Source organism: Aurantivibrio infirmus, assembly GCF_054767315.1.
On record NZ_BAAFSK010000002.1, the window covers coordinates 202,999 to 227,680 of the forward strand.

Here is a 24,682-nt window from a genome sequence, read left to right on the forward strand (position 1 = left end):
TTTAGTGATGCCCACATTTGTTGCTGTGATCAATGTCCATGTTGACGATTCAATAACAGCACTTATGTTTCGTATCTTTTGTTTTATATATTTATAGAATATTAGACCAGGAATCACTTAACGCCAGTCAACGACATCACGGGTGGTAGTTAATAATATTGATATAAAGTCAAACGACAGAAAATAATGAGTTAGATCGCGTTTTCACCAGCATGCTACGAAAGATAAAGTCGTCGCAGGTATCCGTCATTGTTAGTTTATTACGGATGAATTATTGAAATAGATGCAGGCAAAAAATATTTTAGACTTGGTTTTAATGAAAAAAATCGGGTGTATATTTTTCACTAAAAAGCACGAGAATGTAAACGATAGTAAGGCTCTAAAGCGAAATGTTTTCGAGCAAGATGGGACTGGCCCTATGCAGGGCCGCTCCCAAGATTCGATTTGAGTCTGCGTCGTGATTTGACGATCAAATTCTCGATCTACTCACTTTCATTGCTTTGGCTTAAAAGCCAGCAATACATTACCTGGCGCTTGACCGAACATGCCGTATCCGGAATTTACAAACAACAAACCATTTGTCGCCACGATGGAGGCATTATCAATAGCACCTCCATTAGCCTCTACGCCATTAAGTGTTTTGAATTTTTTGGCGGTATCAAACTTATATAAAACCTCCCCCGTTGTGCTATCGAATACACGAAGTAGGCCATCGAGCGAGCCACTCACAACGGCGCCATCTATGACCGTCGGCGCTCCAGACAGACCGTAGTTGCTGCTACAAGCAGGAGCGGTTTGTTTCCTGCCCTCGTCGCAATCGGGTTCAGCCGCAAACGTCCACGCGACTGTTCCATCATCAACGTTAACCGCATGAATACCGGGTTTTTGCTCGGTTGGGCCGCTACCGAATCCGGCGGGACGGTTAATCGGCGCGTAAACGTGTTTGCCGTCGTAAGCGATGCCCCAGTGAATGCCACCCAAAGGTGATCCAACACCAAAGTCTTGTCGCCAGATAAGTTCACCACTGTCTGGGTTTAGAGCCCAAACGGTTCCGGATTTTTGCCCCGCTAATAAGATTCTGCTGCCGTCGCTGCGTTCCCCTAAAATCATCGACGCTCCAAAATCGACATCACGCATTACGGTATCTTCGGGTTTTGGGCAATTAAGTCCGCCTGATCGGCCACAACCCATAACAAATATATCGTTCGCCGTCGCTTGAAAACTCCATCGGATGGAGCCGTCATTTAGGTCTATAGCGATAATGGCATCGGTATTTTTGTGGGCGGGCTCGGAGGTTGATTCCCCAGTACCGACAAATATTAACCCTCGTTCTTCATCAACCGCAGGAGAGTTCCAGATTGGTGCGCCGGAAGGCCCTAGCAACATGACTCCATCACCTCGATCTCGCTGTGGCTTTGCATCTTCCATGGTGTGCATAGTCCAGATTTTTTCTCCGCTTAGCGAATTGAGCGCAGTAACCGCGCCGTGGCTAGTGCAACATTGATGTTCGCTGCTACCAGCGACGGTTATTTCGTATTGTGAGATTGGCACAATGACTTTGTCTTTCAAAACAACCGGCGTGCCGGTTGTGATAGATAGGGGATTAATTGCAACCTGTTGAGTCCAAATTTTCTCGCCGCTTTTTGCGTCGATTAGATGAACCGTCGATGCAACATCGGCCGTTGCTATAACCTTACGGCCATCGGCTAGCACACCAAAAGCGGCGCTAGTGCGCATTGGCACAGCAGATTGATAAATCCAGCGAAGGCAAGGTGAACCGGAGACATCGAAAGCATAGACGGCATTAGCTTCTGCTACGGGCAAAAATAATGTTGAGCCAACGACTGCTGCTTGCGAGCGCATTGTCGTTGCTTTAGGAAAACCGATTGCCCAGGCTAACTCTAGCTCGCCAAGATCAGCCGTAGTTAATCCGGCTTCTGTACTATTTAGCTGGCGATGATTGCTAAGGTTAAATCCAAATGTACTGACGGTTGGAGTGCTCAAATCAATTGCTTTATGATCAGTGCCACACATCATGCTGGAAACCCAGTCTTGATCAGTGGAGTCGTCGTTGCCCGCCAAAAAATCTACTAAGACAGCCTTTTCTTGTGCGGACAGTGTGCTGGCTTGAGTTTGCATTTTTCCTTTATCGATAGCGTAGAGGAGTGTTTCTGAGCGCATACTTTTTAAGGTTGATAATGCGGGAGATTTGGTCGCCTCGGGGTTATTATGACAAGCAGCACAAGTGTTATCGTAAATAGCTTGGCCCGGATGAGTATTGTTTTGTGCGAAGGTAACTTTAGAGGCAAGAAACATACTACTTAGCATGACGACCAATCCCATAGTCCTCCTGAGTTTGGATAAATGCTTAAGCTGATCCGGGTTTTGAAAACTAATCATGGTTGCACCTCTGTATAAAATATTATTTTGAAAATTAAATTTGTTATTCGTGCCGTCAAAGTTGACCATATTTATCCCGGTGATGCGAAATCGCAAATAGCTGAAAAATGATTCCCCAGATCTTTAGCGTATGCATTTTCGAAATTAATTTTTATAGAAGGATACCAGTCTTATCGTTTCTATTTAAGTAATAAGTCGTTTAAAGTACGGCCTATAAATTCAGCAGATAGTTGCGAATAGATAAAAACTATAAATCACTTATAATCTTGTTGTAATAGGTAGCCAAGAGGGCGATATTTCGCGAAAAGTAACACCTATATTAAAAGTTGATTTGATGTATAAAAATAATCATTAACGAGATGAAGCTGTGCCTAATAAAATTTATTTTTCTCCAATTTCTGCCAGAGACGCAAAGCGTATTCATAGCTTGCAAGCAATTTTATTTCCGGCTGAGCTGACCGAATCGCTTGCGGAGATAGAAGAAATCTTATCAAATGCAGACGCGGTATTTAATTGTAATCATAGCTTTGCTGTATATGATGATAAGACGATGGTTGGATATGTATTTGCCTACATTGATTCGAAAAGTATTTATTACAATAAGCAAGAAGAGGTCTTGTACATTAAGGAATTTGGTTTGCTACCGGGTTATGAAAAATATTTGCGGTTGATGATTTTTAAGCTTACTTATATCTGGCTGACCTTCGCTCCCCGGCTGGCGATGGAGGCGCACGCAGTGGAAGAAGCAAAGAATAAATGGTTGCGCCTTCCCATAATCCAACGACAATTTGAAGCAACATTAAAAACACGTCAATCTGATTTAAACGAAAAAAAATCAAATAATATGACCGACTATTTTATTTTGCGTTGGGAAGTTGGTTTGTCGGGTCGAATCCCGAAAAAATATTCTTTGCCTAGTAGCGGTTGGGAATACCAAGCTGGGATAATTATCAATCTTGTAACGGATGCAAATAGACTGGAAGCACTACGGACTGACTGGGGAAGACTGCAAAAAGAAAGTAATGCAGAAGGGCTGATAAGTTCTCTCGATTATATTTTACTGTGGTGGAAATATTTTGGTACTTGGCGTGATTTATTTGTCATCGTGATCCGCCGTGATGATCAGGTCATAGGTATTGCACCATTAATGAGAGAATATGATCGTGATCACGAATCTCTAAGACAAAAAATATCTGTTCTTGGTGCCTCAGTACTAGCTGCGGTGCCCCAATTATTGTTTGGTGATAATGAACAATTTTGTATATCAGCAGTACTTGCTTATTTAGTTGACAATGACCTCGGCAATACTTGGGATAACTTGGAGTTTAAAAAACAGGCATCGTCTATTTTGGGGGCTGAATTCGGTAAGAGTCTTCCTGCAAATAGATACAAAGTTGTGCAAGATCATGGTGAATCAAGAGTTCTGCACTTTGGTGCTCACTACTTACGCTTTGTCGAAAAATCCTTCGTTAACAAAGAAGCTCAAGCTAAGGTGGTGGAGTTGGGTTCAAACTACGAATTTGTGTCTTATTCTAATTCGGAGGATTGTAAGGAGGCGATCGAAACCTTGAGCCAAATGGAAGAGAAAAATAATAATGGAACTGAAATAATTAACCAGAGTTCCGCGCATTACCTTTTTTACCAGTATCTTGTTGAGCTGTTGATGAATGATGGAAAATGTCGCTGGTATGTATATTTTAATGATGGGGAGCTTGTTGCAAGCCAGTTGGGCTATGTGGAGAATAAAAGATATTATAGTTTAATATCCCTTGAGGATGTTCGTTCCCAAGCAACGATCGGAGATGCCTTGCTGTTATCTGCCATAAAAGACTTAATGAAAGAAGACATTAGCTCAGTTTATTTTTTGGAACATAGAAAGAGTAGCTCGGCGCTTAAAATCAAAAATGAAGTAGATGGCATTGATGTAAAAGTAAATTTAAAAAAATCAATAAGAGATAAATTAAGATCAATTTTTATTCATTGATGTAGTATTAAATAGGGATGCTCATTGCGGGCTTAGCGTTATCATTACCTTCAACAAAAAATATAAAGATTTATGAAACGAATAATTAACAAGATTCGCTCGATTATTCACTTCGTATCTCTATATGGGCAGCATTTGCCATTGGCATTCTCGGCGTTGTTTTCGTTTCGCTGTGCTGTTCTCAAAATCAGGGGAAGAATAAAGAAGAGTGATAAATATGTTGAGATTGTATACGTTGGGCGAAAGCAAAATCTCGAGTATTTAAAGCGACAATTATTAGATAGTCCGGAAATTATTGATCAAATAGATTCAACATTGTTGACCTTTCGAACGCATGCTAGAAGAGTCTACGCTAACAGCGATGTTATGGTGGTGGATATTGGTTGGCCATACCACTACTGCTTTAATACAAAAAATGAATATATTGAAATCCCCGATTGGGTCAATATGTTGGTTGATACGGAGGGTGAGTTATCCGACGTTGTCGCCAAATTTCGAAAAACAGCCCGTGCCTATGATATGCGGATGATTCGAAAATATGATTACACTTATGATTTGGTTAATGACGATGCGGCAATCGATTATTTTTACGAGAAAATGTATACGCCTTTCGTGCATGGTACTCATGGTGAAAGTGCCATCGTCGCTGATAGAAAGGCGATACTGAAGCGGGTAAAGCAAGGAAAGCTGTTGCGAGTACATTATCAAGGCAATGTTTTGGCCGCAGGCGTTATCTATCCCGAAAACGACATCTTATATTTTCTTTGGATGGGATCTCTACCTGAGCTTCCGTTGGGGTTGACGACTCCTGTATCCAATAAAAAATTGCCCGAAGGTGTGATTAGCGCCCTTTATTATTTTGGCATTGAATACGCTTGTAAAATTGGAATGGACGCCGTTGATTTTACTGGGACTCGGAGTCTGTTAAGTGACGGCACTTTTCATTTTAAGCGCAAGTGGGGCGCAATTGTTGAAGATACCTTTAGCCCTAGCTCGGTGCTTATTAAGTTAAAGGAAAATAGTGCGCTAGCGGTGGAATTCGCGATGAGTGCCCCGATAATTATCCGTACCGCGGTCGGATTGGAAATTCGCTTTGTCGTTAAGGATGTACGAGACCAAAACGAAAATAAAGTGATTGAACGTTTATGGAAACAACATGGTTGTGAGGGCATTGCCTCCTTAACTGTATTCAATGTTGATGATACGCAATCGGAGGTCATTCGAAATTTCGAGTATGAAGGGAAGACTTGTTGTTGGATCCAATGTAAGCAGGTTAGTTTTTCTCAGCAATACGGTAAAGACTATAGCGATCGCAATGTATCTTGATTGAAGCGAGAAAAATTTTCAGTAAAAAAATAGGACTATAATGAAGAACGTTTTATGAAGAAAACTGTATTGGGTGCAATAAAGCTTCTTAGTAGCAAAGAGCGACGTGGTTTAGTGTTGATATTGCTACTGGCCGCGATCGCGGCGATTTTGCAAATAGTATCGGTTCTATCCATTATGCCTTTTATTATGTTGCTGTCGAATCCTGAATTAATCGAAAGCAATGAAATTCTCCAGACGCTCTATCAAGCCTTTGGTTTTACATCTTTTACGCAATTCTTAACGACTTTTGGTATTTTAGGGGTACTTGTTCTTAGTATCGGCAACGGATTTTTAGCGTTCGAAAACTGGTTATCTTTTCGTTACGTTAATCGCTTGGGATTCCGGCTCAAGAAACAAATGCTAGAACGTGTGTTAAAACAGCCTTACGAGTTTTTTTTAGGCCATCACTCCGGTGAGCTGAGTAACGTCATCCTCGAACAGGTGGATCGTGTTGTTGGCGGCATTCTCGGCACTTTTATCGTTCTGTTTAGTAATTTAGCGTTAACCTTGGCCATTGCTTTAATTTTAGTGCTTGTTAGCTGGCAGACAACCTTGATCACCCTGCTTGGATTACTCCTATTATATCTCTCTGTATTTGTGGGCTTGCGCCATGCGATTGAATCACATGGCAGACAGCTCACGAGCTTGAGTTCAAAAATATTTTCAGCTATTAAAGAATCGATTGAGGGCGTAAAAGAAATTAAAACTCGCCGTGCTGAAACATATTTCGCGGATAAGTTTTCAGAACCGGGAATGCGTATGACGCATCTCAATGTTCGATTTAATTTGCTCAGTACCTTGCCCAGTTTTATTTTGGAAACGGTTCTTTTTGCGGGTCTGGTCGCTATTGCTTTGGTTTTTATTTTATCCGGTGATGATGGTAGCTATTCGCTTTCTTTTATCGCGCTGTATGGATTAGCAATTTATCGCTTGGCGCCCGCCTTGAAGGCTGTGTTCGCTAGCGTTGCGGAGATTCATCACAGTGCAGATGTCTTACGCATTGTTGAATCTTATGGGCAAAGCAAAGCGGAGAGAAGGCGACAAATTACAATGCTTAGCGTTGACGGAGAGCTTAGGATAAAAGATGTCAGTTATCGTTATCCTGGTGCTGACGCTGATCAGCTACGCAATATCGACATGACAATTAAGCTGGGTAGTTCAGTTTGCTTGTTTGGTCATTCGGGATCGGGTAAGTCCACTCTCATTAATTTATTGGCCGGTTTAATTATGCCTACTAAGGGTAAGATTCTGATAGGTGGCGAATCGCGCGATGAAGATAATATTGATACCTGGAGAGATCGTATTGGTTTTTTGCCTCAGCAGATCTACTTGGTTGACGATACGATTGCGAGCAATATTGCTTTTGGTCAGCAGAAGGCATTGATTGATAAAGAACGCGTTATTGAAGTCAGCAAAATAGCCAACATCCATCAGTTTGTGAACGATGAATTACCACTGGGCTATGAAACTGTGGTTGGCGAAAATGGCGCGAGCTTAAGTGGCGGTCAGCGACAACGGATTGGTATCGCGCGCTCGCTTTATCACAATCCCGATATTCTTATTTATGACGAGAGTTTTTCTGGATTGGATGAGAAAAATCGGTTGGAAATTCTAGATAATTTATTAGCCTTAGAAAACAAAACAATCATTCTCTCAAGCCATGAGAAAGATGTCGCTTCGCGCTGTAATACTCTTATTTGGTTTGAGTCAGGCAGTATCCTGCCTTAGTCTATTGCATTTGTTAGTTAGTGTGTTGTAGCTCGCTCTTGGTGTAGTTATTACAATCAGTGAACCGCAGTTTTGGCTCCGTAAACCCACTCATGTTATTTTCGGAAAATTTATGTCCTTAGAAGAGACACGCTTAGAACTTTGTAATCTCACCATGAATCAATATCCTCAAATAAAAACTTTGATGGATGAGGCTTATTCGGACCTTGGTGGGGCATGGCCTAGCCATACTATTGAGCGACTCATTAATGAATTCCCCGAAGGGCAAATAGGAATTCTTGATAGCGATGAGCTGGTAGGAATTGCGTTAAGTGTACAAGTCGACTACAAACGTTTTTCCAATCCCCATACTTACGATGATTTAGTCGACAGTAATGACAATGTTTTTAGTGATCCTAATGGTGATGCACTTTATGGATTAGATGTCGTCATCCGAAAAGATCATCGTGGCTTGAGATTGGGCCGACGTTTGTATGAAGCGCGAAAAGAATTATGTAGGCAATATAATTTTCAGGCGATTCTTGCTGGTGGTCGTATACCGAATTATCACAACCACATGAGCGAAATGAAGCCTAATGAATATATTGAAAAAGTTGATAGGAAAGAGCTTTACGATCCAATTTTAAGTTTTCAATTATCGAATGATTTCCAAGTTAAACGTCTATTGAAAAAATATTTGCCGGAAGATGAAGAGTCAGTAGGCTTCGCCACATTATTAGAGTGGAGCAATATTCTTTATGAGCCAATGGATACGGTATTGGAAACGCCAAAATCCAACGTTCGAGTGGGCGCAGTGCAATGGCAAATGCGCTCGGTTGGTTCTTATGAAGAAATGTTAGAGCAAATAGAATTCTTCGTCGATACCGTTTCAGATTATCAAAGTGACTTTATTGTTTTCCCCGAATTTTTTAATGCGCCATTGATGGGATTGACAAATCCGTCCACGCAAACAGAAGCAATAAGAAATCTCGCTGAATATACCGAACAACTGCGAGACGATATGTCGAGAATGGCTATCGAATATAATGCCAATATCATTACTGGATCGATGCCCTTAAAAAGTGAGGGAAAAATTTATAACGTCTCCTATCTATGCCATCGTAGTGGAAAAATTGATGAGCAGCGTAAAGTGCATATCACGCCCCATGAGAAAAATGATTGGGTAATGCAGGGTGGAGACAAAATTACCTTATTTGAGACGGACGCGGGTCGCGTCGGTATTCTAATTTGTTACGATGTTGAATTTCCTGAGCTGTCGAGAATATTGTCTGAACAAGGTGTCGATATTTTGTTTGTCCCGTTTTGGACAGATACAAAAAATAGTTATTTACGGGTTAGACATTGTGCTCAAGCGAGAGCGATTGAAAATGAATGCTATGTTGTCATTGCCGGAAGCGTTGGCAATTTACCCAAAGTGGAAAGTTTAGATGTGCAATACAGTCAGTCAGCGGTTCTTTCGCCATCTGATTTCGCCTTTCCTCACGATGCAATTCTTTCGGAAGCGACCCCCAATACCGAGATGCTCCTGTTCTCTGATTTGGATCTTGATAAATTAAAAGTCTTACACAGTGAGGGCACTGTTAGAAACCTAAAGGATCGGCGTACCGATCTGTATGATGTGCTGTTAAAGAAATAATCAAAATTTCCTGAACGCTAATCGATTCGCCCGCTGGCATTAAATGCCTGACTTGGCAAATCACCCTGCCAAATTTTTTTATCTGTCATTAGTTGTTCAACTTGTTCTGGCGTAGGTGAGTGGTAGATAAGACGGAACTGAGGAAAGGATTCCAAAGTGCCTATTTCTGTAGGTTTGTTGTTGAGAAATACGTACCATCTTGGATCTGAAAGCTCAAATTCAAATTTATGTACTTGCTCGGGCTCCAAATTTATAAGGCCATAGGTGCTAGGGCGGTAATCGTCGCACAATTTCGATGCGGGAAGATAATCTTGGTCGGTCCAATCGGCAGTAATTAATTCAAACGCACAATGATGGATATTGTCTACCAGCGCTAGGGGTTTATCCGAAACGTTCTTAATCGTAAAGTTAATTCGCGGACTTGCCGGTGGAGTGTTACGGTTAGGATCAACATCGTTATTTTGATCATTGTTAACAATATTGGTTTGTAATGGATTGACGCCTGCGCGTACCATTTCAGTCTGAACGCCTAATTCGCTCCAACGAAAGTCACGTGTAACAGCTGTGCCGTTTTCACTAAGGGCAACTTCTACTTCCATAGGAATTTGAATTTCAGTTCGGCCGCCGCGATACTTTTCAATATCGAGACCGACGCCTTGCTGAACGAAAAATTGCTCGATGCCATACCGGACGCCAATAGTGTTAGCTTGCTGAAAACGCCAGTTGAAATCGGCGCGACCCTTTATAAACAAATCATTCTTATTTTCGTTAGAATTACTTTCAGGCTTACTTGTTGATACTGAAACAAACTTAGCGACATTATTTGGGTCGCGTAATAATGAGGTATAGACCACATCATCTTTCTGTATGTTGTCACCTCGTTCCGGCCAGTGTCGCTTGCTAATACTGTTAATGTCATAGCGCAGGCGAACAAAGTCGCCGCGGAAAGGGTCGCGGGGATCTAGTGGCATGGTACGAAAATAAACGATTTCCCCGGTGCTGCGGATATATTCTCTGTGTGCGGCCATATAAGCGAGCACACCTAGTTGTAACAATATGACAAGAATTGCGAGTTTCTTAGTCATGATTGATGGCCTCCTGCTTAGCTTTTTGCCGTGAAAATAAAATGCCTACAAGCATCAAGCCGGCGCCAAGAATGACAAACGCAAAAGAGCGTGACAATAAACTATCAAAAAGATCCAAGAATCTAGCGAATATTAATGACGCGATCATCAGGCCACCTAGCGCAACTTGTTGCCAGCGTACACTCTCCATGCCGCGCAATAAATACAAAACGCCGTGAGCAAAAAAGATGATATTAAAAAGGAGGGAGAAATCGGTGTCTTCTGGCTTTATGATGCAAACGAGTACTGAATAAAATAGAAAAGTAAAAAGCGTGAAGCTGGAATCAATGAGATCAAAGCGTGTTTGTGGAATGCTAGCTCGCTTGAGCCAAACACCCAGCCAAACTAAAAAAGTGAACACAAAGGGAAGCCACCAATATAAAATAACCGTCGTGACCGTGATGCTCCCGATATAGAGTTCATCAACAACGTTCGAAAAACAAAGAATATAGAGAAAGACCACGTAGACAATCGTGCCAATAATGCGGAGAATATTTTCAAACTGTCCCAGTCCAAAACTATGGCAAAGTTTAGAAAAGCCAATGTAGCCTACTGCAACAACAAAAAGTAAATTAAAAGCAAGTGCGCCATCGATATTAATACTGCTAAAGAATAACAATAATAAAAACAGCGAGGCACTGAAAAATAACAGAAGTTTAGACCGTTTGTGCCATGTTAATGGTAAGACTCCAAAAGCAACAATCCAAGGCGCCAAACTTGTAACGCGATCAAAATCAAAGACTTCGGCGGCACTCCAAAACCCTAGCAAGGCCATTGCCAATAAGGCATGGATACTGGAAGACAACACCCAGGCCATCGCTAATGATCCAATACTCCAAATAAGAATGGCATTTGGGTAGTGTTCGTCAATGTGATAGATCTGTGCGATCAACCAGATACCGGCGCCAAATAGCATGGTGCCGAGTAGGTGTAAACTTTCACCGACTTTTTGATAATGCTTGCTGTTAAAAGAAAAATACCAACCGAGTCCGTGAGCGATGGCAACGGCGGACAATACAGTGCTTAATTTTAAGAAGCGATGCATGGCCTCCCAGTTGTAGGCGAAAAATAAAATTACGCCGAGACCCAAAATAATAGCGCCAATAGCGCTAAATATTATCTTCCCCCAGCTATTTTGTTGTCCGTCATCAATATAGCGATTGCTTAGCAATTGAGCCTGCTCTGCACTGACCAGCCCTTCTTGCTGCCACTTGTGAATTTCTTGTCGTATCCAAGAGTAATAATTTTTCATTGCCATCCTGCCATGATTCACTTTGCGCAAGCGAGCACCTTAATCGTGAATTCTTTTGAGGTAAATATAATATTGGTAAAATCGGCACAATAAGATCAAAGTTGTGAATATAAAGACTTTAAGTATTGCCTGCCGTTTCGCGGCCGAAGAACAATTCTTTACCGCTTTACTATTGCCAAGTCGCACCCTTGTTGAATATGTTGTTCGGAGGTTCCGCAGTATTTTCTATTGGCGAGGACTGATACCGTCGCCCTAATAATAAACTTAAAAAGAGCAGAGGCAATGCTAAACAAAATGACTCATTTTCAATCACGATTTTTTTCTATCTCACTGTTTTTTCTCGTTTTCTTGTTCGCGCATACATCGATTGCAGATACCCCTTGGCCATGGTCGCCACCCGATCCAGAAGCGGCGGGCTTTTCTAAAGAGGGTATTGCGAAGTTGGATGCTGCGATGGAAAAGATTGTAAGTGATCAGGATGTTGCTGGGATGACGTGGCTACTTGCCAAAGATGGCAAGGTGGCGACTTTTGAAACCCGAGGTCACGCCGCGCTTGATCAACAAAGGCTACTTAAAAAAGATAGCTTGTTTCGAATTTATTCAATGACGAAGCCCATTACTGGTGTTGCATTAATGATTTTACACGAACAAGGCTTATGGGATTTCGATGACCCGATTAGTAAATTCATACCTGAGTTTGCTGGGCTGCAAGTGATGACCAGCTATGATGATGAAGGTAATGTCACGCTTGAGCCCTTACAGCGTCAGCCGACCATGCGGGAGTTGGTGAATCATTCAGCTGGATTTGGATACGGACTTGGTGGCAGCGATCCAGTAAATGAAAAATTTCGTGAAACGGAAGTGCTAAATTCTGCAGATCTCGATCAATTAATTGAGCGAGTTGCGGATATCCCATTAATGTATCAGCCTGGTGAGCAGTGGCGTTACTCTATTGCCGTCGACATTCAAGGTTATATTGTGCAGAAGTTATCGGGACAAAAGTACGGTGATTTTTTACAAGAAAATATTTTCAAACCCCTCGGTATGCGTGATACACGTTTTTATGTGAGACCTCAGGACAAACATTTATTCGCTGAAGTTCACAACTGGGATGAAGATAAAAACTCATTGGTTGAGCGGCCGATTCGCACCGACCGCCCTGATTACCATGATCCAAACCGTTTAGAATCCGGTGGCGGTGGTTTGGTCTCGAGTACTCACGATTACGCGCGCTTTTTACAAATGCTTGTGAATGGTGGTGAGTTTGCCGGAAAAAGAATTATTTCTGAGGCCTCAGTGCGACAGATGCGCACAAATACCCTGCGAGATGGATTGTTAATGAGACAAACCGATACCAACCCCGGTTCACCTGGTGTGGGTTTTGGTGTTGATTTTGCGGTGATTTTTGATCCTGAGGCCGCGGAATCACCCCACGGAAAAGGTACCTATTATTGGGCCGGCGCGGCGGGTACATGGTTCTGGATTGATCCAGAAAACGATATGTTTTGGGTGGGAATGATTCAAGCACAGGGTGCGCGACGACCTGGTGCAGCGAATATGCGTAATATTGCTCGCGACCTTATTTACGATGCAATGCAATAATTTTTTATTCTTATAGTTAGAAATATTTTACTATCTATAGCTCACTCGAAAGGCGTTTGATAAACGGTGAGCTATAGATGATCCCGAGAAAGTAATCAAAAAAACTCTTCAATAAAACTGTTCCTCCATTTTTATAATCACCTTACATTTTGTAAAAGAATTTTCAGGTTTTGAAATCCTCTCAAAGTAGTTTGTCTTACCTATTAATAATTTCTATTCTTGGCTTGTTTTCTGTCGCAGAGATCACTTCTGGGGCACTGACCGATTAGTATTTATTGACAGGGTTTAAAGCAGATGTATATTGATGCTCACATTTAAGTAGTGTTGAGTTCTACAAACTCGATCGTTCCATTTAATTTCATAATAAAAACGACTAAATATAATGGATAAGAAGCTAACAGTTCCCACCGCGTACATTTGGCGTGAGAGTGGCCTTTATTTGGGCGCGACTTATATTCCAGCTCGGGATATCAAATTAACCTCAGATCAATTGATAATTTGTCTCGAAGGGAATGTAGTTACTACGCGCAGTGATGGAAGCCAATTTACTTCGCGAAGCTTTTTACTGAAGGCGGGTACGATAAATAAGGCAAGCAACTTTGATTCAACTTCAGCTATTGTTGCTATTTATTATCTCAACGCAACGTCTCAAGATTTCTCTATACTTCAAACCTTGATGAAAGGTAGCAATGAAGGAATTCATTATGACTTAGAACATGAAGGTCTTCTGATTGAAACTTTGCTGCGTTTAAGAGATGAAAAATTTTCCGCAGAAGACGCACACCAAACCTTGAGAGAAGCATTAATCCCTGAGTCGATGCGAAATTCAAAGATTAAGGATTTCGACGAGAGGATAGTTAAAGTAATCAATCGAATAGAGCAAACGGCAGATAAGAATTTAACGGTACGAGAATTAGCTGAGGAAGTTTATTTGTCTGAATCAAGGCTGGTGAAGCTTTTTAAGGCTCAGATTGGTATACCTATTACACGCTATCGTTTGCGCTTTCGAGTTTCATTGGGGGCGACCTACATGGCGATGGGGTGTTCAGTAACTGATGCCGCTTTGCTTTCTGGGTTTGCCAGTACTGCGCATTTTTCTAAATGCTATGTTGCGATTATGGGCATCCAACCTTCAACGGCATTTCTACATTCGCCGTTTTTAAATATTATTATTGCGGATAGTATATTGCAGTCTTTGAAAGAAAAGTCTCGAGCGCTTGTGAAAACAAATCAAGCCACTCCTGGGAGTGGCTTGAAAGATACTCAATAAATTTAATTCAATTTATTGTCTAGTCGTAGTTACAGGTACTTCGGTAACTAGAAATTGAAAAGTCTGAGGTGTGATTAACACCACACAGAAATTGATCGTAGCGTCTGTCTAAATCTACAAAACGCTTCATCCAAGCAACTCCATATTTGCCAAGGATATCTTCATCAGAATTCCCCGAATTCGCACAGTAGTGGCTGCCATTATTGATTTCCAAAAAGGCTTTGTCGGTCGAGCTTGGAATGCGATTGTAAAATGGCGAAGCGTGACCGCTAACCGATGCCACCGAGTCATTCTCACAAGCGATAATTAGAGTAGGAGTAGTAATTCGGTTGAAACTGTTTGATCCCGAATAATAAGGTGCTTGAGGAATACTTGCGACTAAGTTGCGATCGGTTGATAGTTTTAAAGCGCCGCCACCACCCATTGACCAACCAATAACCGCAAGGCGATCGCTGTCGACCATCCCGGAGATTGCGCTGCTTCCAGAGTTGCTTTCATCAATAACGTAGTCTAGTGCCGCACTTAATTGCGTGGCTCGACTATTGGGTTGATCGTAACCAGAGTTGGTATCAATAGTAATGACAACAAAGCCGTGAGAAGCGATGCGTGGTCCCCACCATTTGATATCAGATTCGCTAGAAATAAATCCAGGAACGACAGCGATTGCTCCCATTGTTCCAGTGGTTCCGGTTGGGTAGTGAATCGTACCACCACCAAAACCGCTGACAAAAGATGATACGTTTATGGTTCGCACACCGTAAGGGCCATCATCTCTTTCTAGAGAACTGACAGTAGGGTTCGGACCGCGAGTATAATCACAATTTTGACAAGGATCTGGATCTGGGCCTGGATCTGGATCAGGGTCTGGATCGGATACAGCGAATGCGCTTAAGGAAATACACATAACGCCGAGTCCAAATGTTATTTTTTCGAATAGTGATGTTTTCATTAGCAAGTACCTACCTTTTATTTTCGTTTTGTCTTTTGTAGTTTATTTTTTGTAGCCTAACGGTGAATAGCTGACGTTTATCAAATGCAAAAGCCAAGCTAACTATCTTGTTATTGTTGTTACTTCGATAGCGGCCAACGAAATTATCACTCATTACATCGTTTGGGCTTTCACGATTTGGCACTTTTACCTGTTGTTTGAATATATTTTGTTATAGCTAAGCCCAGTATTGTTCATTTAAGAAATAATGAATACGAAGCCATGAGTTGACCATGCGTCCATTTAAATTACGACGTAAATACTTGTAAGCCAAATAAAATAGTGTCAATAATATGCAGCTCAATGCGAATGATGGCGCGACAATGGGTTTAATTTGGTGGCTTATGGGGATTCTTGCGCCGATTAAAGAGGAAGCTTAAGCGCCGATGATCTTTTGCGATAATGTGTTGGTATTTTAAAAGTACCTAATGAAGAAATTAAAAATTAGAGCTCGCTATGAAAATGAATAATAAAGTCACGTCACTTATTATTGCTGTTCTGCTCGGCGCAGGTGCAATTTTATTAACTTTACAGAGGGATGGCTCTTTGCCGGCTTCTAGCTTAGAAGTTCCCACAAATGGAGAAATATCAGCGAGTCCAAAGAAAGGTACTGTTGCGGAATCTTGGCGATGGGATGAGTTGAAAAAAAACAACACCGGTAATTTTTTATCTGATCAGAATAAAATGTCAAATAAGCGTGGTGTAGAAGAGGTTCCCTTTGATGTGGTTTTCATCTACGAGTCTTTACAGGATGTGAGATTAGATGAAAATAAAAATGTAGTTATTGATCACGATACGCTTACTGCTTTAAATGAAGCACTTGATGAGAATGTCCTTGCGCTGGATCAACGCGGTTTAGATAAGCTCCAGGAGTTAATAAAAATTGGTTTACCGGGAAAGCCCGGCGAACAAACCGCGCGTATTGTTGGCGACTACTTTAATTATTTAAATGCCAAGAAAGAGTTTAATAAAATTTATCCGGCCAATAAGGATTCACCAAATAAGCTCCAAGACTATCGAGCGCAATACCAAGAGTTACTGGCCCTACGAAATTTATATCTCGGAGAAGATGTCGCTCAACGTTTATTTGAGCAGGAGGATATTGATGCTGAGTATATGTTTGCAACGATGAATCATTCATCCTCTAGTAGCGTGCCAAACGAAGCGAAAGAGACACCCTAGGGATAAAATCTGTTATCGCGATAAGCAAAAATTAGATGAACAATAATAAAGTAAAAAACACAATCCAATATTTTACTATGACGAATGTCATTTTGAGCCTGATTCTGCTGACACTGTTTATTGTCATTATTGTGGTTTTTACCTGGCGCGTAGATGCTTACCGGCGCATTGCTGTTGAGGAGGTGCGTCCTGATGTCGAATGGGTGCAACGCTCGAATAGTGCGTCTTTAGAAGCTAAAGGAGCCCCTGGTGAATTCTCTGCAGGGTTTTCTTCACCACAGCAAAATAAAATTATTCGGCCCAAACGCTGGGCATTCGATTATTGGCAGATAGAGCCCATTGTCCAATCAGTGAAGGTGGATGCCACGGGCCAAATAATATTGAATGATGATATGGCGGTGGTTCTTAATTCTATTGTAGCCATGTTGCCCTCCGAATTAGATCGAGAAAACCTTTCGCGCTTAAGCGATCTTATTGAAATCAATATTCCTGCTTCACCAGGTCAGGAATTCGCCGCGCTTGTGGTGAATTTCTATCGTTACCACGTTGAGTTTCAAAAGTGGGTGGCGGAAAGTGAATCAATTGCAACTACTGATCCGAATGCCGACAGTGACAAGTTAGAGCTGCAGTTCGAGCAATCCCTTAAAATGATGTACGCAAGAATTGGGGAAAATAATGCTGAAGCAATATTTGGTAAGCAGCACGCATTAAAAGAGTATCTATTCCAACGTCGTCGTATAAACGACGATCCAACACTGAGTGCCGATGAAAAGAATGTTGGCTTGACTGCACTAGAGCAGAAATTTAAAGGCTCTCAGCAGTGAATGGTGAAACAAAACAATTTGCTTCGGGTGAAGCTCCATTAAGCCTGAGGCGATACTTTCAGCAAGACAAGCCCTTGTGGTTTGCGCTTTTGTTGTCTCTTGTCTCGGGAGTGATATTGGCTCTCCCTTTTTTACGTGCTGATTTTTATCTGTTTGCGTGGTTTGCATTTGTTCCTGTCTTGATCGCCATCGAAAGCCTAAAAGACGACGAGAGAAAATATTTTAAGGTGTATTTCTCAGGGCTGATGTTTGGCTTGGTGTTTTATCTTTGTGTGGCCTATTGGATTGTTGATTTTCTAGTACTTTTTAAGCGTTCTACTGGTTTGCAGGGTTTTTTAATCGCTTTCGGGTTTTGGTTTTTTTGTGCCCAGTTGCCGGCCGCACTATTTGTTGTCTTTGCGTGGGTAAAGCGGCAAAACATTATCCATGAATTGATATTATTTCCGGTCCTTGTAATTACCTTTTATACCGCCTTTCCAGGTGTTTTGTCGTCTCAGCTTGGTGCGGGTCAAAGCCAGTTTAAGATAGCGATTCAAGCGGCAGATATCGTTGGTGTTCAGGGTTTGGATGGGATGTTGGCGCTGGTGAATATTTTCATAGTGTGCGTGTTAATGGGGAGAGTTAAGAGAGTTGCTTCGATAGTCACTTGCAGTTTGGTAATACTTTGGTTTTCTTATGGGTTTTTTGTTTACGCTGATTGGAAAAGTAAGGTGTCTAGTTGGGATTTGTTGCGAATTGGGATTGTACAACCTAATGATATTCCCAGTACTCGAGAATCTAACGCTTATATGGGATATAGCCGGGCGTTTCCGCCCGAGATGGAGATGACTGAACGATTGGCTGATGCGGGCGCTGAGATTGTTGTTTGGCCTGAATCGCGTTATAAAAACTACTTCGACTCTAAAGATGTCCAAGAAGCTTATGTAAGTAAGGTGAAACAATTACAAACCAATTTGTTTTTTCAAGACCTAGAAAATATCCGGAATTTTAACGATGCCGATTCACTTGAAGCGAAACGCGTTCGCTATAACTCCGTCGCTGCAATTTCTCGTGAAGGGCAGCAGCTATCGGCCTATCGAAAAAATCTACGAGTGATCTTCGGTGAATACCTGCCAGAAATTCAAGCCTTGCCGTTTCTGTCGGTGTGGCTACGTGAATTTTTGGGGGATTTTAACAGCGGCATTTCTGCGGGTCATGGCCATCACAATTTTTCTCTTGAAGGAAAAACATTTGTTCCACTGATTTGTTATGAAACCTTATTTCCAAATTTTGTTGCTGAAGCTGTATCTGAAAATGGACGAGGCGGTATTTTATTGGGCTTATCCAACGATAATTGGTTTGGTGAGACGATCCAAACATATCAACACTTGAATGCTTCAAAATTGCGTGCGGTAGAAAATCGTCTTCCTTTCATTATCGCTTTAAATGGCGGCCCATCATTGGGAGTCATGCCGAGCGGTGATGTGGTGTTCGAAACTGACGCGTTTCAAGCGGGGGCTTATCTGGCAGATATACCTTATTCAAAGGATAGCGGAGGCAGTTTTTTTAGTCGCCACCCAAGGTTGTTTTTATACAGTATTTACGGGCTCGCAGCGCTAATATTTTTGTTGGCGATTGTTCGCAAGATAAATAGAAGATTGTTAGAAAAGAACTGGAAAAAATAGTTGTGCTTATCAAACGATGACCTTAAGGCCATCGTTATCTTTGCTTGTTAAGAAATTTTCTTATACTTAACTCGCTGAGGTTGCGCTTTTTCTCCCTTCCTAGCGACCAAATCTTCGTGATACTCAGTGTAGTTGCCTTCAAAAAATTCAATATGACTATCACCCTCATAAGCGAGAATGTGAGTGGCGACGCGATCAAGGAACCAGCGATCATGGGAAATGATTAAAGCGCTCCCGGGGAAAGTTTGAATGGCTTCTTCAAGCGCTCGCAGAGTTTCAATATCTAAATCGTTAGACGGCTCATCAAGCAATAATACATTTGCACCCTGTTTTAGTATGTTGGCTAAATGAAGTCGACCTCGTTCACCACCGGATAAATCACCGACGCGTTTTTGTTGATCGGAACCTTTAAAATTAAAACGTCCAACATATGAGCGAGAATTTACTTCATAGTTGCCAATTTTAATTACATCAAGACCGTCTGAAATAGCGTCCCAAACTGATTTTTCGTCGGCAAGATTTTCACGACCTTGTTCGACGTGAGCGATTTTAACAGTCTCGCCGATGGTGATTGAGCCGCTGTCAGGTTTTTCGATGCCGCTTATCATACGAAACAAAGTCGATTTACCCGCGCCGTTGCCGCCCACAATACCAACGATGGCACCCTTGGGGATGCTAAAAGATAAATCGTCAATCAGTAAACGACCTTCGTAGCCTTTGGAGACGTGATCGAAAGTAATAACTTGATCGCCGAGGCGTGGGCCGGGTGGGATATAAATTTCGTTAGTTTCATTGCGGCTTTGGAAGTCTTGAGATTGCATTTCTTCAAAGCGTGATAAGCGCGCTTTGTTTTTTGCATGACGGCCTTTGGGATTTTGACGTACCCACTCCAATTCTTTTTGAATAGTTTTTTGGCGGCCCGCTTCGCTGCGTTCTTCTTGTGCAAGGCGTTGTTCTTTTTGTTCAAGCCAGTCGGAATAATTGCCTTCGTAAGGTATTCCATGTCCGCGATCAAGTTCTAAAATCCAGCCCGCGGCATTGTCGAGAAAGTATCTGTCATGGGTAATGGCGACTACGGTGCCAGTAAATTCTTGTAGGAATTGTTCTAGCCAATAAACACTTTCCGCATCCAAGTGGTTAGTTGGTTCGTCGAGTAGCAACATGTCTGGACGAGAAATTAACAAGCGGCATAAGGCGACTCGTCTTTTTTCCCCGCCTGATAGGGTGCTTACGTTTGCATCCCAGGGAGGTAGGCGTAAAGCATCTGCCGCTTTTTCTAGAGTGGTATTCAGGTTATGAGCGTCCCAACTCTCGATGATATTTTCTAGTTGACCTTGGCGTTTTGCGAGTGCATCGAAATCTGCATCGGGCTCCGCGTAATCCGCGAAAACTTTGTCGAGTTCTGCTAAGGCATCGACTGCTTCGCGAACGCCATCTTCTACGTTACCGCGCACATCTTTTTCAGGATCGAGTTCGGGTTCCTGTGACAGGTAGCCGACTTTTATATCCGGCATGGGTCTGGCTTCGCCAATAAAATCTTTATCAATACCTGCCATGATGCGCAGAAGGGTAGACTTACCAGCACCATTTAAACCCAATACGCCAATCTTGGCGCCGGGGAAAAATGATAGGTAAATATCTTTTAAGATTTCTCTTTTGGGTGGCACGATTTTGCCAAGTCCATGCATGGTGAAGACGTATTGGGCCATGGGAATCCTAGTCTATGTAGCGGAAAAATGTGGCTGAAAGGTTGGAGGCGACGTTACCGAATCCCTAGATAAATTTCAATGATTGTTAATACACTGAGCGCTTTGAAATAGGGTGAAGTCCTAAGCCAATAAAGACTGGATTCTTGAGAGAGATTTATTCTGCTACGCGTCAAAAAAAGATTCCAACCAACCCTGAGCTTGCTCGACAGAAAAAAATATTTCTAAGTCGCCGTGATACAGAAGCCGATCGATCTCTGCGTTGGCGGCGGAGGTGTCTTTATGAACAACTATTGCGATGGCTTTTAGCGTAGGGATGTTATTGAGGATCTCAAAAACCTCGACAGGAACGATAGAGTAATCTTCCGCCCGGTCGAGAATCATGCCGTAATTCCCTGGCATCGCATCGGAAATTAATTTATTCGCTTCACGGGAGGTTTTGGAGTTGACCTCTACGCCATGTTTGCCGCGAACGTGAACAATGTGATTACTTAGGATCTTGGCGTTAAGGATCGATGTTTCTATATCGGACATAGGGATTCTTAATCTTAACTCGGTTTCTTTGGTGACAAGGCAAAAGCAAAAATATACATACCTACAAGATAGTTAACTTTCTGAACTATTGCCGAAGAAGTTTAGTAGGAGACCTGAACTTTTTATAGGGGGTGGACTTAGTGCTAGTGGCGGGGGCTCTGAGACGGCTTTTTGGGGAGCTTCAAATAGAGACTATCGTTCTCGCTTCGAGTACAATTCCGCCTCCAAAAATCCCTACGCCCAGCTTCCCCAGAGGTAATCGATGTTTAACAGTACAGACACCCTAGCGTCTTTCGACCCCGACATTTTTCAGGCCATTCAAGAAGAGGGTCGCCGTCAAGAAGAACATATCGAGCTAATTGCGTCTGAAAACTACACCAGTCCCCTAGTTATGAATGCCCAAGGTACCAAACTGACTAATAAATATGCTGAGGGATACCCTGAAAAGCGTTATTACGGTGGTTGTGAATACGTCGATAAAGTTGAGACCCTGGCAATTGAGCGGGTAAAAACCTTATTTGGTGCGGACTATGCAAATGTCCAACCTCACTCGGGAAGTCAGGCAAATTCGGCCGTATATCAAGCCTTGGTTGCACCCGGGGAAACCGTATTGGGGATGAGCCTTGATCACGGAGGCCATTTAACGCATGGCGCCAAAGTGAATTTTTCAGGCAAGATCTATAACGCCGTGCAGTATGGATTAAACACTGAAACGGGTGAAGTTGATTACGAGCAAGTAGAGGCTCTCGCCAAAGAACACAAGCCGAAAATGATTGTGGCTGGCTTTTCCGCCTACTCTCAAGTCATGGATTGGGGGCGTTTTCGCGATATTGCCGATGTAGTCGGCGCCTATTTGATGGTCGATATGGCTCACGTTGCCGGTTTAATAGCAGCGGGTGTTTACCCTAATCCAGTCCCCTTCGCTGATGTCGTGACCTCTACTACCCATAAGACCCTGCGCGGTCCACGCGGTGGCGTAATTATCGCGAAGGCGAATCCCGAGATTGAGAAAAAGTTAAATTCAGCCGTTTTCCCAGGCGGTCAAGGTGGCCCTTTAATGCATGTGATTGCGGCCAAAGCAGTTTGTTTCAAAGAAGCTATGAGTGACGAGTTCAAGAGCTATCAGCAGCAAGTGGTTAAGAACGCTAAGACAATGGCGGCTACCTTTATGGAGCGTGGCATTAAGATCGTATCCGGCGGCACTGAAAACCACCTGATGTTGGTCGACCTGATAGGTAAGGAATACACCGGTAAAGACGCCGATGCGGCACTTGGCCAGGCCAATATCACCGTCAACAAGAACGCGGTGCCTAATGATCCTCGCTCACCGTTTGTTACTAGTGGCCTGCGCGTGGGTACGCCAGCAATTACCACTAGGGGGTTTAAAGAAGCGGAAACAGCTGAGCTGACTCACTGGATGTGTGATGTTCTTGAGTCGCTAGAGTCTGGCGATTCGGAGGCTAAAATTGCAGAGATTAAGGAAAAGGTACTTACAATCTGTAAGCGCTTCCCTGTTTATGCATCTTAGGCGTTAGAGGCTTTTTCGCTGTGGTGGCGTTGGCTCCAAATGCGGTGCCCGCCTTGCCACGGCAAAAAATAATTCAGGTATTTCCTAGCGGCCTTGCGGCCATTCTATATAAGACGGCCGGTCGTTAGAGGCTGCTGCTGTTTGATCTCGCACAATCGGTTCAGATGACTGCTTGTGCTAAAATCTTTCCCAATTGAACCTAGAGTAAAGTCACATGCATTGCCCTTTTTGCAGTACTGATGACACCAAAGTTATCGATTCACGCCTAGTATCCGAAGGCGATCAAGTGCGCCGTAGACGCGAATGTTTGTCTTGCCATGAGCGCTTTACCACCTATGAAGTCGCCGAATTGATGATGCCCAAAATCATCAAAACAGACGGCACGCGAGAACCCTTTGACGATGCAAAATTACGGGCTGGTCTGCAGCGCTCTCTTGAGAAGCGCCCCGTCAGTGTTGAGAGTATCGAATCAGCGATCAGTCAGATTAAGCATGATTTGCAAGCAACTGGTGAGCGCGAGTTACCTTCCCGTGTGGTTGGTGAAAAAGTCATGGAGCAATTAAGACAGCTTGATCAGGTTGCCTATGTCAGATTCGCATCGGTTTATCGAAGCTTTCAAGACGTCGAAGAATTTAGACAGGAAATTGATCGCCTGTCTGAGCCCCAAGAATAGCGGTTGCGATGCCAGATTCGATGCAAAACATTTCAGTAGAAGACCAGGTTTTTATGACACGCGCGATCGCTTTAGCAAAGCGCGGTTTATACACGGCTAACCCAAACCCAATGGTTGGTTGCGTATTAGTTAGTGAAGGCAGAATTATTGGCGAGGGTTGGCATCAAATCGCAGGTGAAGCGCACGCAGAAATCAACGCGATTGCTGATGCCAAAAAACGCGGTCATGAAACCAAAGCAGCAAGTGCTTATGTTTCGCTCGAACCCTGTAGTTTTCAGGGTAAGACTGGACCTTGTAGCGAAGCCCTGATCACTGCCGGTATAAAAAAAGTTTTTTACGCAATGCAAGATCCTAATCCGCAAGTTGCAGGTCGTGGCGTCGAGCAAATGCGTGAAGCCGGGATTGATGTCATTGGTCCGGTATTAGAAAAAGATGCGCGAGAAATAAATCCGGGTTTTATAAAACGCATGGAACAAGGTTTACCTTTCGTGCGAATTAAAATGGCGATGAGTTTAGATGGCCGCACGGCGATGTCGAGTGGCGAAAGTAAGTGGATCACCGGCCCAAACGCACGCAGCGATGGACAACGCTTACGTGCGCGAAGTTGTGCAATTGTCACGGGCATTGAAACTGTGCTTCATGACGACCCTTTGCTCAATGTGCGCGCCGAAGAATTGCAAGTTGAGATGAGCGAACATCTTGGACATAGGCAGCCATTGAGAGTTGTTCTTGATTCACGCGGACGCTTGAATAAAAACGCGCGCATGTTTTCGATTCCTGGTGAGGTTGTATTGGGCACCTTGAGCGGAAGCTCCGTCGATGCAGAATTAGGAAAAAACGTTACACGAGTTGATTTGGACCCCAAAGCAAATAAATCGCGAAACAGTAAGCCTGAAGAAAAAAGTCAGCAAGTCGATTTAAAAAAACTTCTACAGTATTTAGCGTCTCGACAATGTAACGAAGTTCTCGTTGAGGCGGGTGCAACTTTAGCGGGTCAGTTTATACAGCAGGGATTGGTTGACGAAATAATTGTTTATATGGCGCCAAAGTTGATGGGAAGTAATGCTCGACCCGTTTTCGAATTGCCTATCGAGTCAATGGCTGGAAAGTTATCTTTGCGTATTTCAGATGTGCGTGCGATCGATCAAGATTGGCGAATCACAGCAACTATCGATCCCGAATCGTAAAACTCGGATCTACATATTTATACTGGAGTTGA

The 24,682-nt window shown here is 42.9% G+C and carries 18 protein-coding genes; 12 read left to right on the plus strand and 6 right to left on the minus strand.

Going from position 1 to position 24,682, the window contains the following annotated elements:
* Positions 1-492: 492 nt before the first annotated feature.
* Positions 493-2,400: an outer membrane protein assembly factor BamB family protein gene (locus ACYUCY_RS04630; RefSeq protein ID WP_460225293.1), complete on the minus strand. Its 1,908-nt coding sequence runs from the start codon at positions 2,398-2,400 to the stop codon at positions 493-495.
* Positions 2,401-2,767: 367 nt separating this feature from the next.
* On the opposite strand from ACYUCY_RS04630, the gene ACYUCY_RS04635 reads away from it, so the two are divergent.
* The 4 genes from ACYUCY_RS04635 (at position 2,768) to ACYUCY_RS04650 (ending at position 9,116) form a co-directional block, all read left to right on the plus strand.
* Positions 2,768-4,384: a GNAT family N-acetyltransferase gene (locus ACYUCY_RS04635; RefSeq protein ID WP_460225294.1), complete on the plus strand. Its 1,617-nt coding sequence runs from the start codon at positions 2,768-2,770 to the stop codon at positions 4,382-4,384.
* A gap of 72 nt (positions 4,385-4,456) precedes the next feature.
* Entirely contained in the window at positions 4,457-5,710 is a 1,254-nt protein-coding gene (locus tag ACYUCY_RS04640) for a hypothetical protein (RefSeq protein ID WP_460225295.1), read from the plus strand.
* 54 nt (positions 5,711-5,764) lie between these two features.
* Entirely contained in the window at positions 5,765-7,480 is a 1,716-nt protein-coding gene (locus ACYUCY_RS04645) for an ABC transporter ATP-binding protein (RefSeq protein ID WP_460225296.1), read from the plus strand.
* Positions 7,481-7,592: 112 nt separating this feature from the next.
* Positions 7,593-9,116 carry a GNAT family N-acetyltransferase gene (locus ACYUCY_RS04650; protein ID WP_460225297.1) on the plus strand — a complete coding sequence of 508 codons (1,524 nt, stop codon included), beginning with the start codon at positions 7,593-7,595 and terminating at the stop codon, positions 9,114-9,116.
* A gap of 17 nt (positions 9,117-9,133) precedes the next feature.
* Here the strand turns inward: ACYUCY_RS04650 and ACYUCY_RS04655 are convergent, their stop codons facing one another.
* Both ACYUCY_RS04655 and ACYUCY_RS04660 read right to left on the minus strand, forming a co-directional pair.
* Positions 9,134-10,201 carry a GDYXXLXY domain-containing protein gene (locus ACYUCY_RS04655; RefSeq protein ID WP_460225298.1) on the minus strand — a complete coding sequence of 356 codons (1,068 nt, stop codon included), beginning with the start codon at positions 10,199-10,201 and terminating at the stop codon, positions 9,134-9,136.
* The gene (locus ACYUCY_RS04660; protein ID WP_460225299.1) at positions 10,194-11,492 is read right to left on the minus strand and encodes a DUF2157 domain-containing protein; all 1,299 of its coding nucleotides are present in this window, start codon (positions 11,490-11,492) and stop codon (positions 10,194-10,196) included. Before ACYUCY_RS04660 ends, ACYUCY_RS04655 begins: the two co-directional genes overlap by 8 nt.
* A 294-nt stretch (positions 11,493-11,786) precedes the next feature.
* On the opposite strand from ACYUCY_RS04660, the gene ACYUCY_RS04665 reads away from it, so the two are divergent.
* Both ACYUCY_RS04665 and ACYUCY_RS04670 read left to right on the plus strand, forming a co-directional pair.
* Positions 11,787-13,094: a serine hydrolase domain-containing protein gene (locus ACYUCY_RS04665; protein WP_460225300.1), complete on the plus strand. Its 1,308-nt coding sequence runs from the start codon at positions 11,787-11,789 to the stop codon at positions 13,092-13,094.
* Between the two features lie 382 nt (positions 13,095-13,476).
* On the plus strand, positions 13,477-14,364 hold the full coding sequence (locus ACYUCY_RS04670) for a helix-turn-helix domain-containing protein (RefSeq protein WP_460225301.1): 888 nt from the start codon (positions 13,477-13,479) through the stop codon (positions 14,362-14,364).
* Between the two features lie 19 nt (positions 14,365-14,383).
* On the opposite strand, the gene ACYUCY_RS04675 is transcribed toward ACYUCY_RS04670, so the two are convergent.
* The gene (locus ACYUCY_RS04675; protein WP_460225302.1) at positions 14,384-15,313 is read right to left on the minus strand and encodes an alpha/beta hydrolase family protein; all 930 of its coding nucleotides are present in this window, start codon (positions 15,311-15,313) and stop codon (positions 14,384-14,386) included.
* Positions 15,314-15,808: 495 nt separating this feature from the next.
* Here ACYUCY_RS04675 and ACYUCY_RS04680 point away from each other — a divergent pair, with 495 nt between their 5' ends.
* From ACYUCY_RS04680 to lnt, 3 genes are read left to right on the plus strand one after another with little or no spacing between them, the layout of a single operon-like run.
* A complete protein-coding gene (locus ACYUCY_RS04680; RefSeq protein WP_460225303.1) occupies positions 15,809-16,534 on the plus strand; it encodes a lipase secretion chaperone in 726 nt (241 codons plus the stop codon).
* A 35-nt stretch (positions 16,535-16,569) separates the two neighbouring features.
* The gene (locus tag ACYUCY_RS04685) at positions 16,570-17,358 is read left to right on the plus strand and encodes a lipase secretion chaperone (protein WP_460225304.1); all 789 of its coding nucleotides are present in this window, start codon (positions 16,570-16,572) and stop codon (positions 17,356-17,358) included.
* Positions 17,355-19,022 (plus strand): apolipoprotein N-acyltransferase, encoded by a 1,668-nt coding sequence (lnt, locus tag ACYUCY_RS04690; protein WP_460225305.1) that lies wholly within the window; start codon positions 17,355-17,357, stop codon positions 19,020-19,022. Before ACYUCY_RS04685 ends, lnt begins: the two co-directional genes overlap by 4 nt.
* A 47-nt stretch (positions 19,023-19,069) precedes the next feature.
* On the opposite strand, the gene ettA is transcribed toward lnt, so the two are convergent.
* Both ettA and ACYUCY_RS04700 read right to left on the minus strand, forming a co-directional pair.
* Complete coding sequence (gene ettA / locus ACYUCY_RS04695) at positions 19,070-20,731, minus strand: energy-dependent translational throttle protein EttA (RefSeq protein ID WP_460225306.1); 1,662 nt, start codon at positions 20,729-20,731, stop codon at positions 19,070-19,072.
* A 162-nt stretch (positions 20,732-20,893) separates the two neighbouring features.
* On the minus strand, positions 20,894-21,262 hold the full coding sequence (locus tag ACYUCY_RS04700; RefSeq protein WP_460225307.1) for a hypothetical protein: 369 nt from the start codon (positions 21,260-21,262) through the stop codon (positions 20,894-20,896).
* Between the two features lie 262 nt (positions 21,263-21,524).
* On the opposite strand from ACYUCY_RS04700, the gene glyA reads away from it, so the two are divergent.
* The 3 genes from glyA to ribD all read left to right on the plus strand — a co-directional run bounded on the left by glyA (position 21,525) and on the right by ribD (position 24,650).
* On the plus strand, positions 21,525-22,790 hold the full coding sequence (gene glyA / locus ACYUCY_RS04705; RefSeq protein WP_460225308.1) for a serine hydroxymethyltransferase: 1,266 nt from the start codon (positions 21,525-21,527) through the stop codon (positions 22,788-22,790).
* Positions 22,791-23,004: 214 nt separating this feature from the next.
* The gene (gene nrdR, locus ACYUCY_RS04710) at positions 23,005-23,463 is read left to right on the plus strand and encodes a transcriptional regulator NrdR (RefSeq protein WP_460225309.1); all 459 of its coding nucleotides are present in this window, start codon (positions 23,005-23,007) and stop codon (positions 23,461-23,463) included.
* An 8-nt stretch (positions 23,464-23,471) separates the two neighbouring features.
* On the plus strand, positions 23,472-24,650 hold the full coding sequence (gene ribD, locus ACYUCY_RS04715) for a bifunctional diaminohydroxyphosphoribosylaminopyrimidine deaminase/5-amino-6-(5-phosphoribosylamino)uracil reductase RibD (protein ID WP_460225310.1): 1,179 nt from the start codon (positions 23,472-23,474) through the stop codon (positions 24,648-24,650).
* Positions 24,651-24,682: the final 32 nt, after the last annotated feature.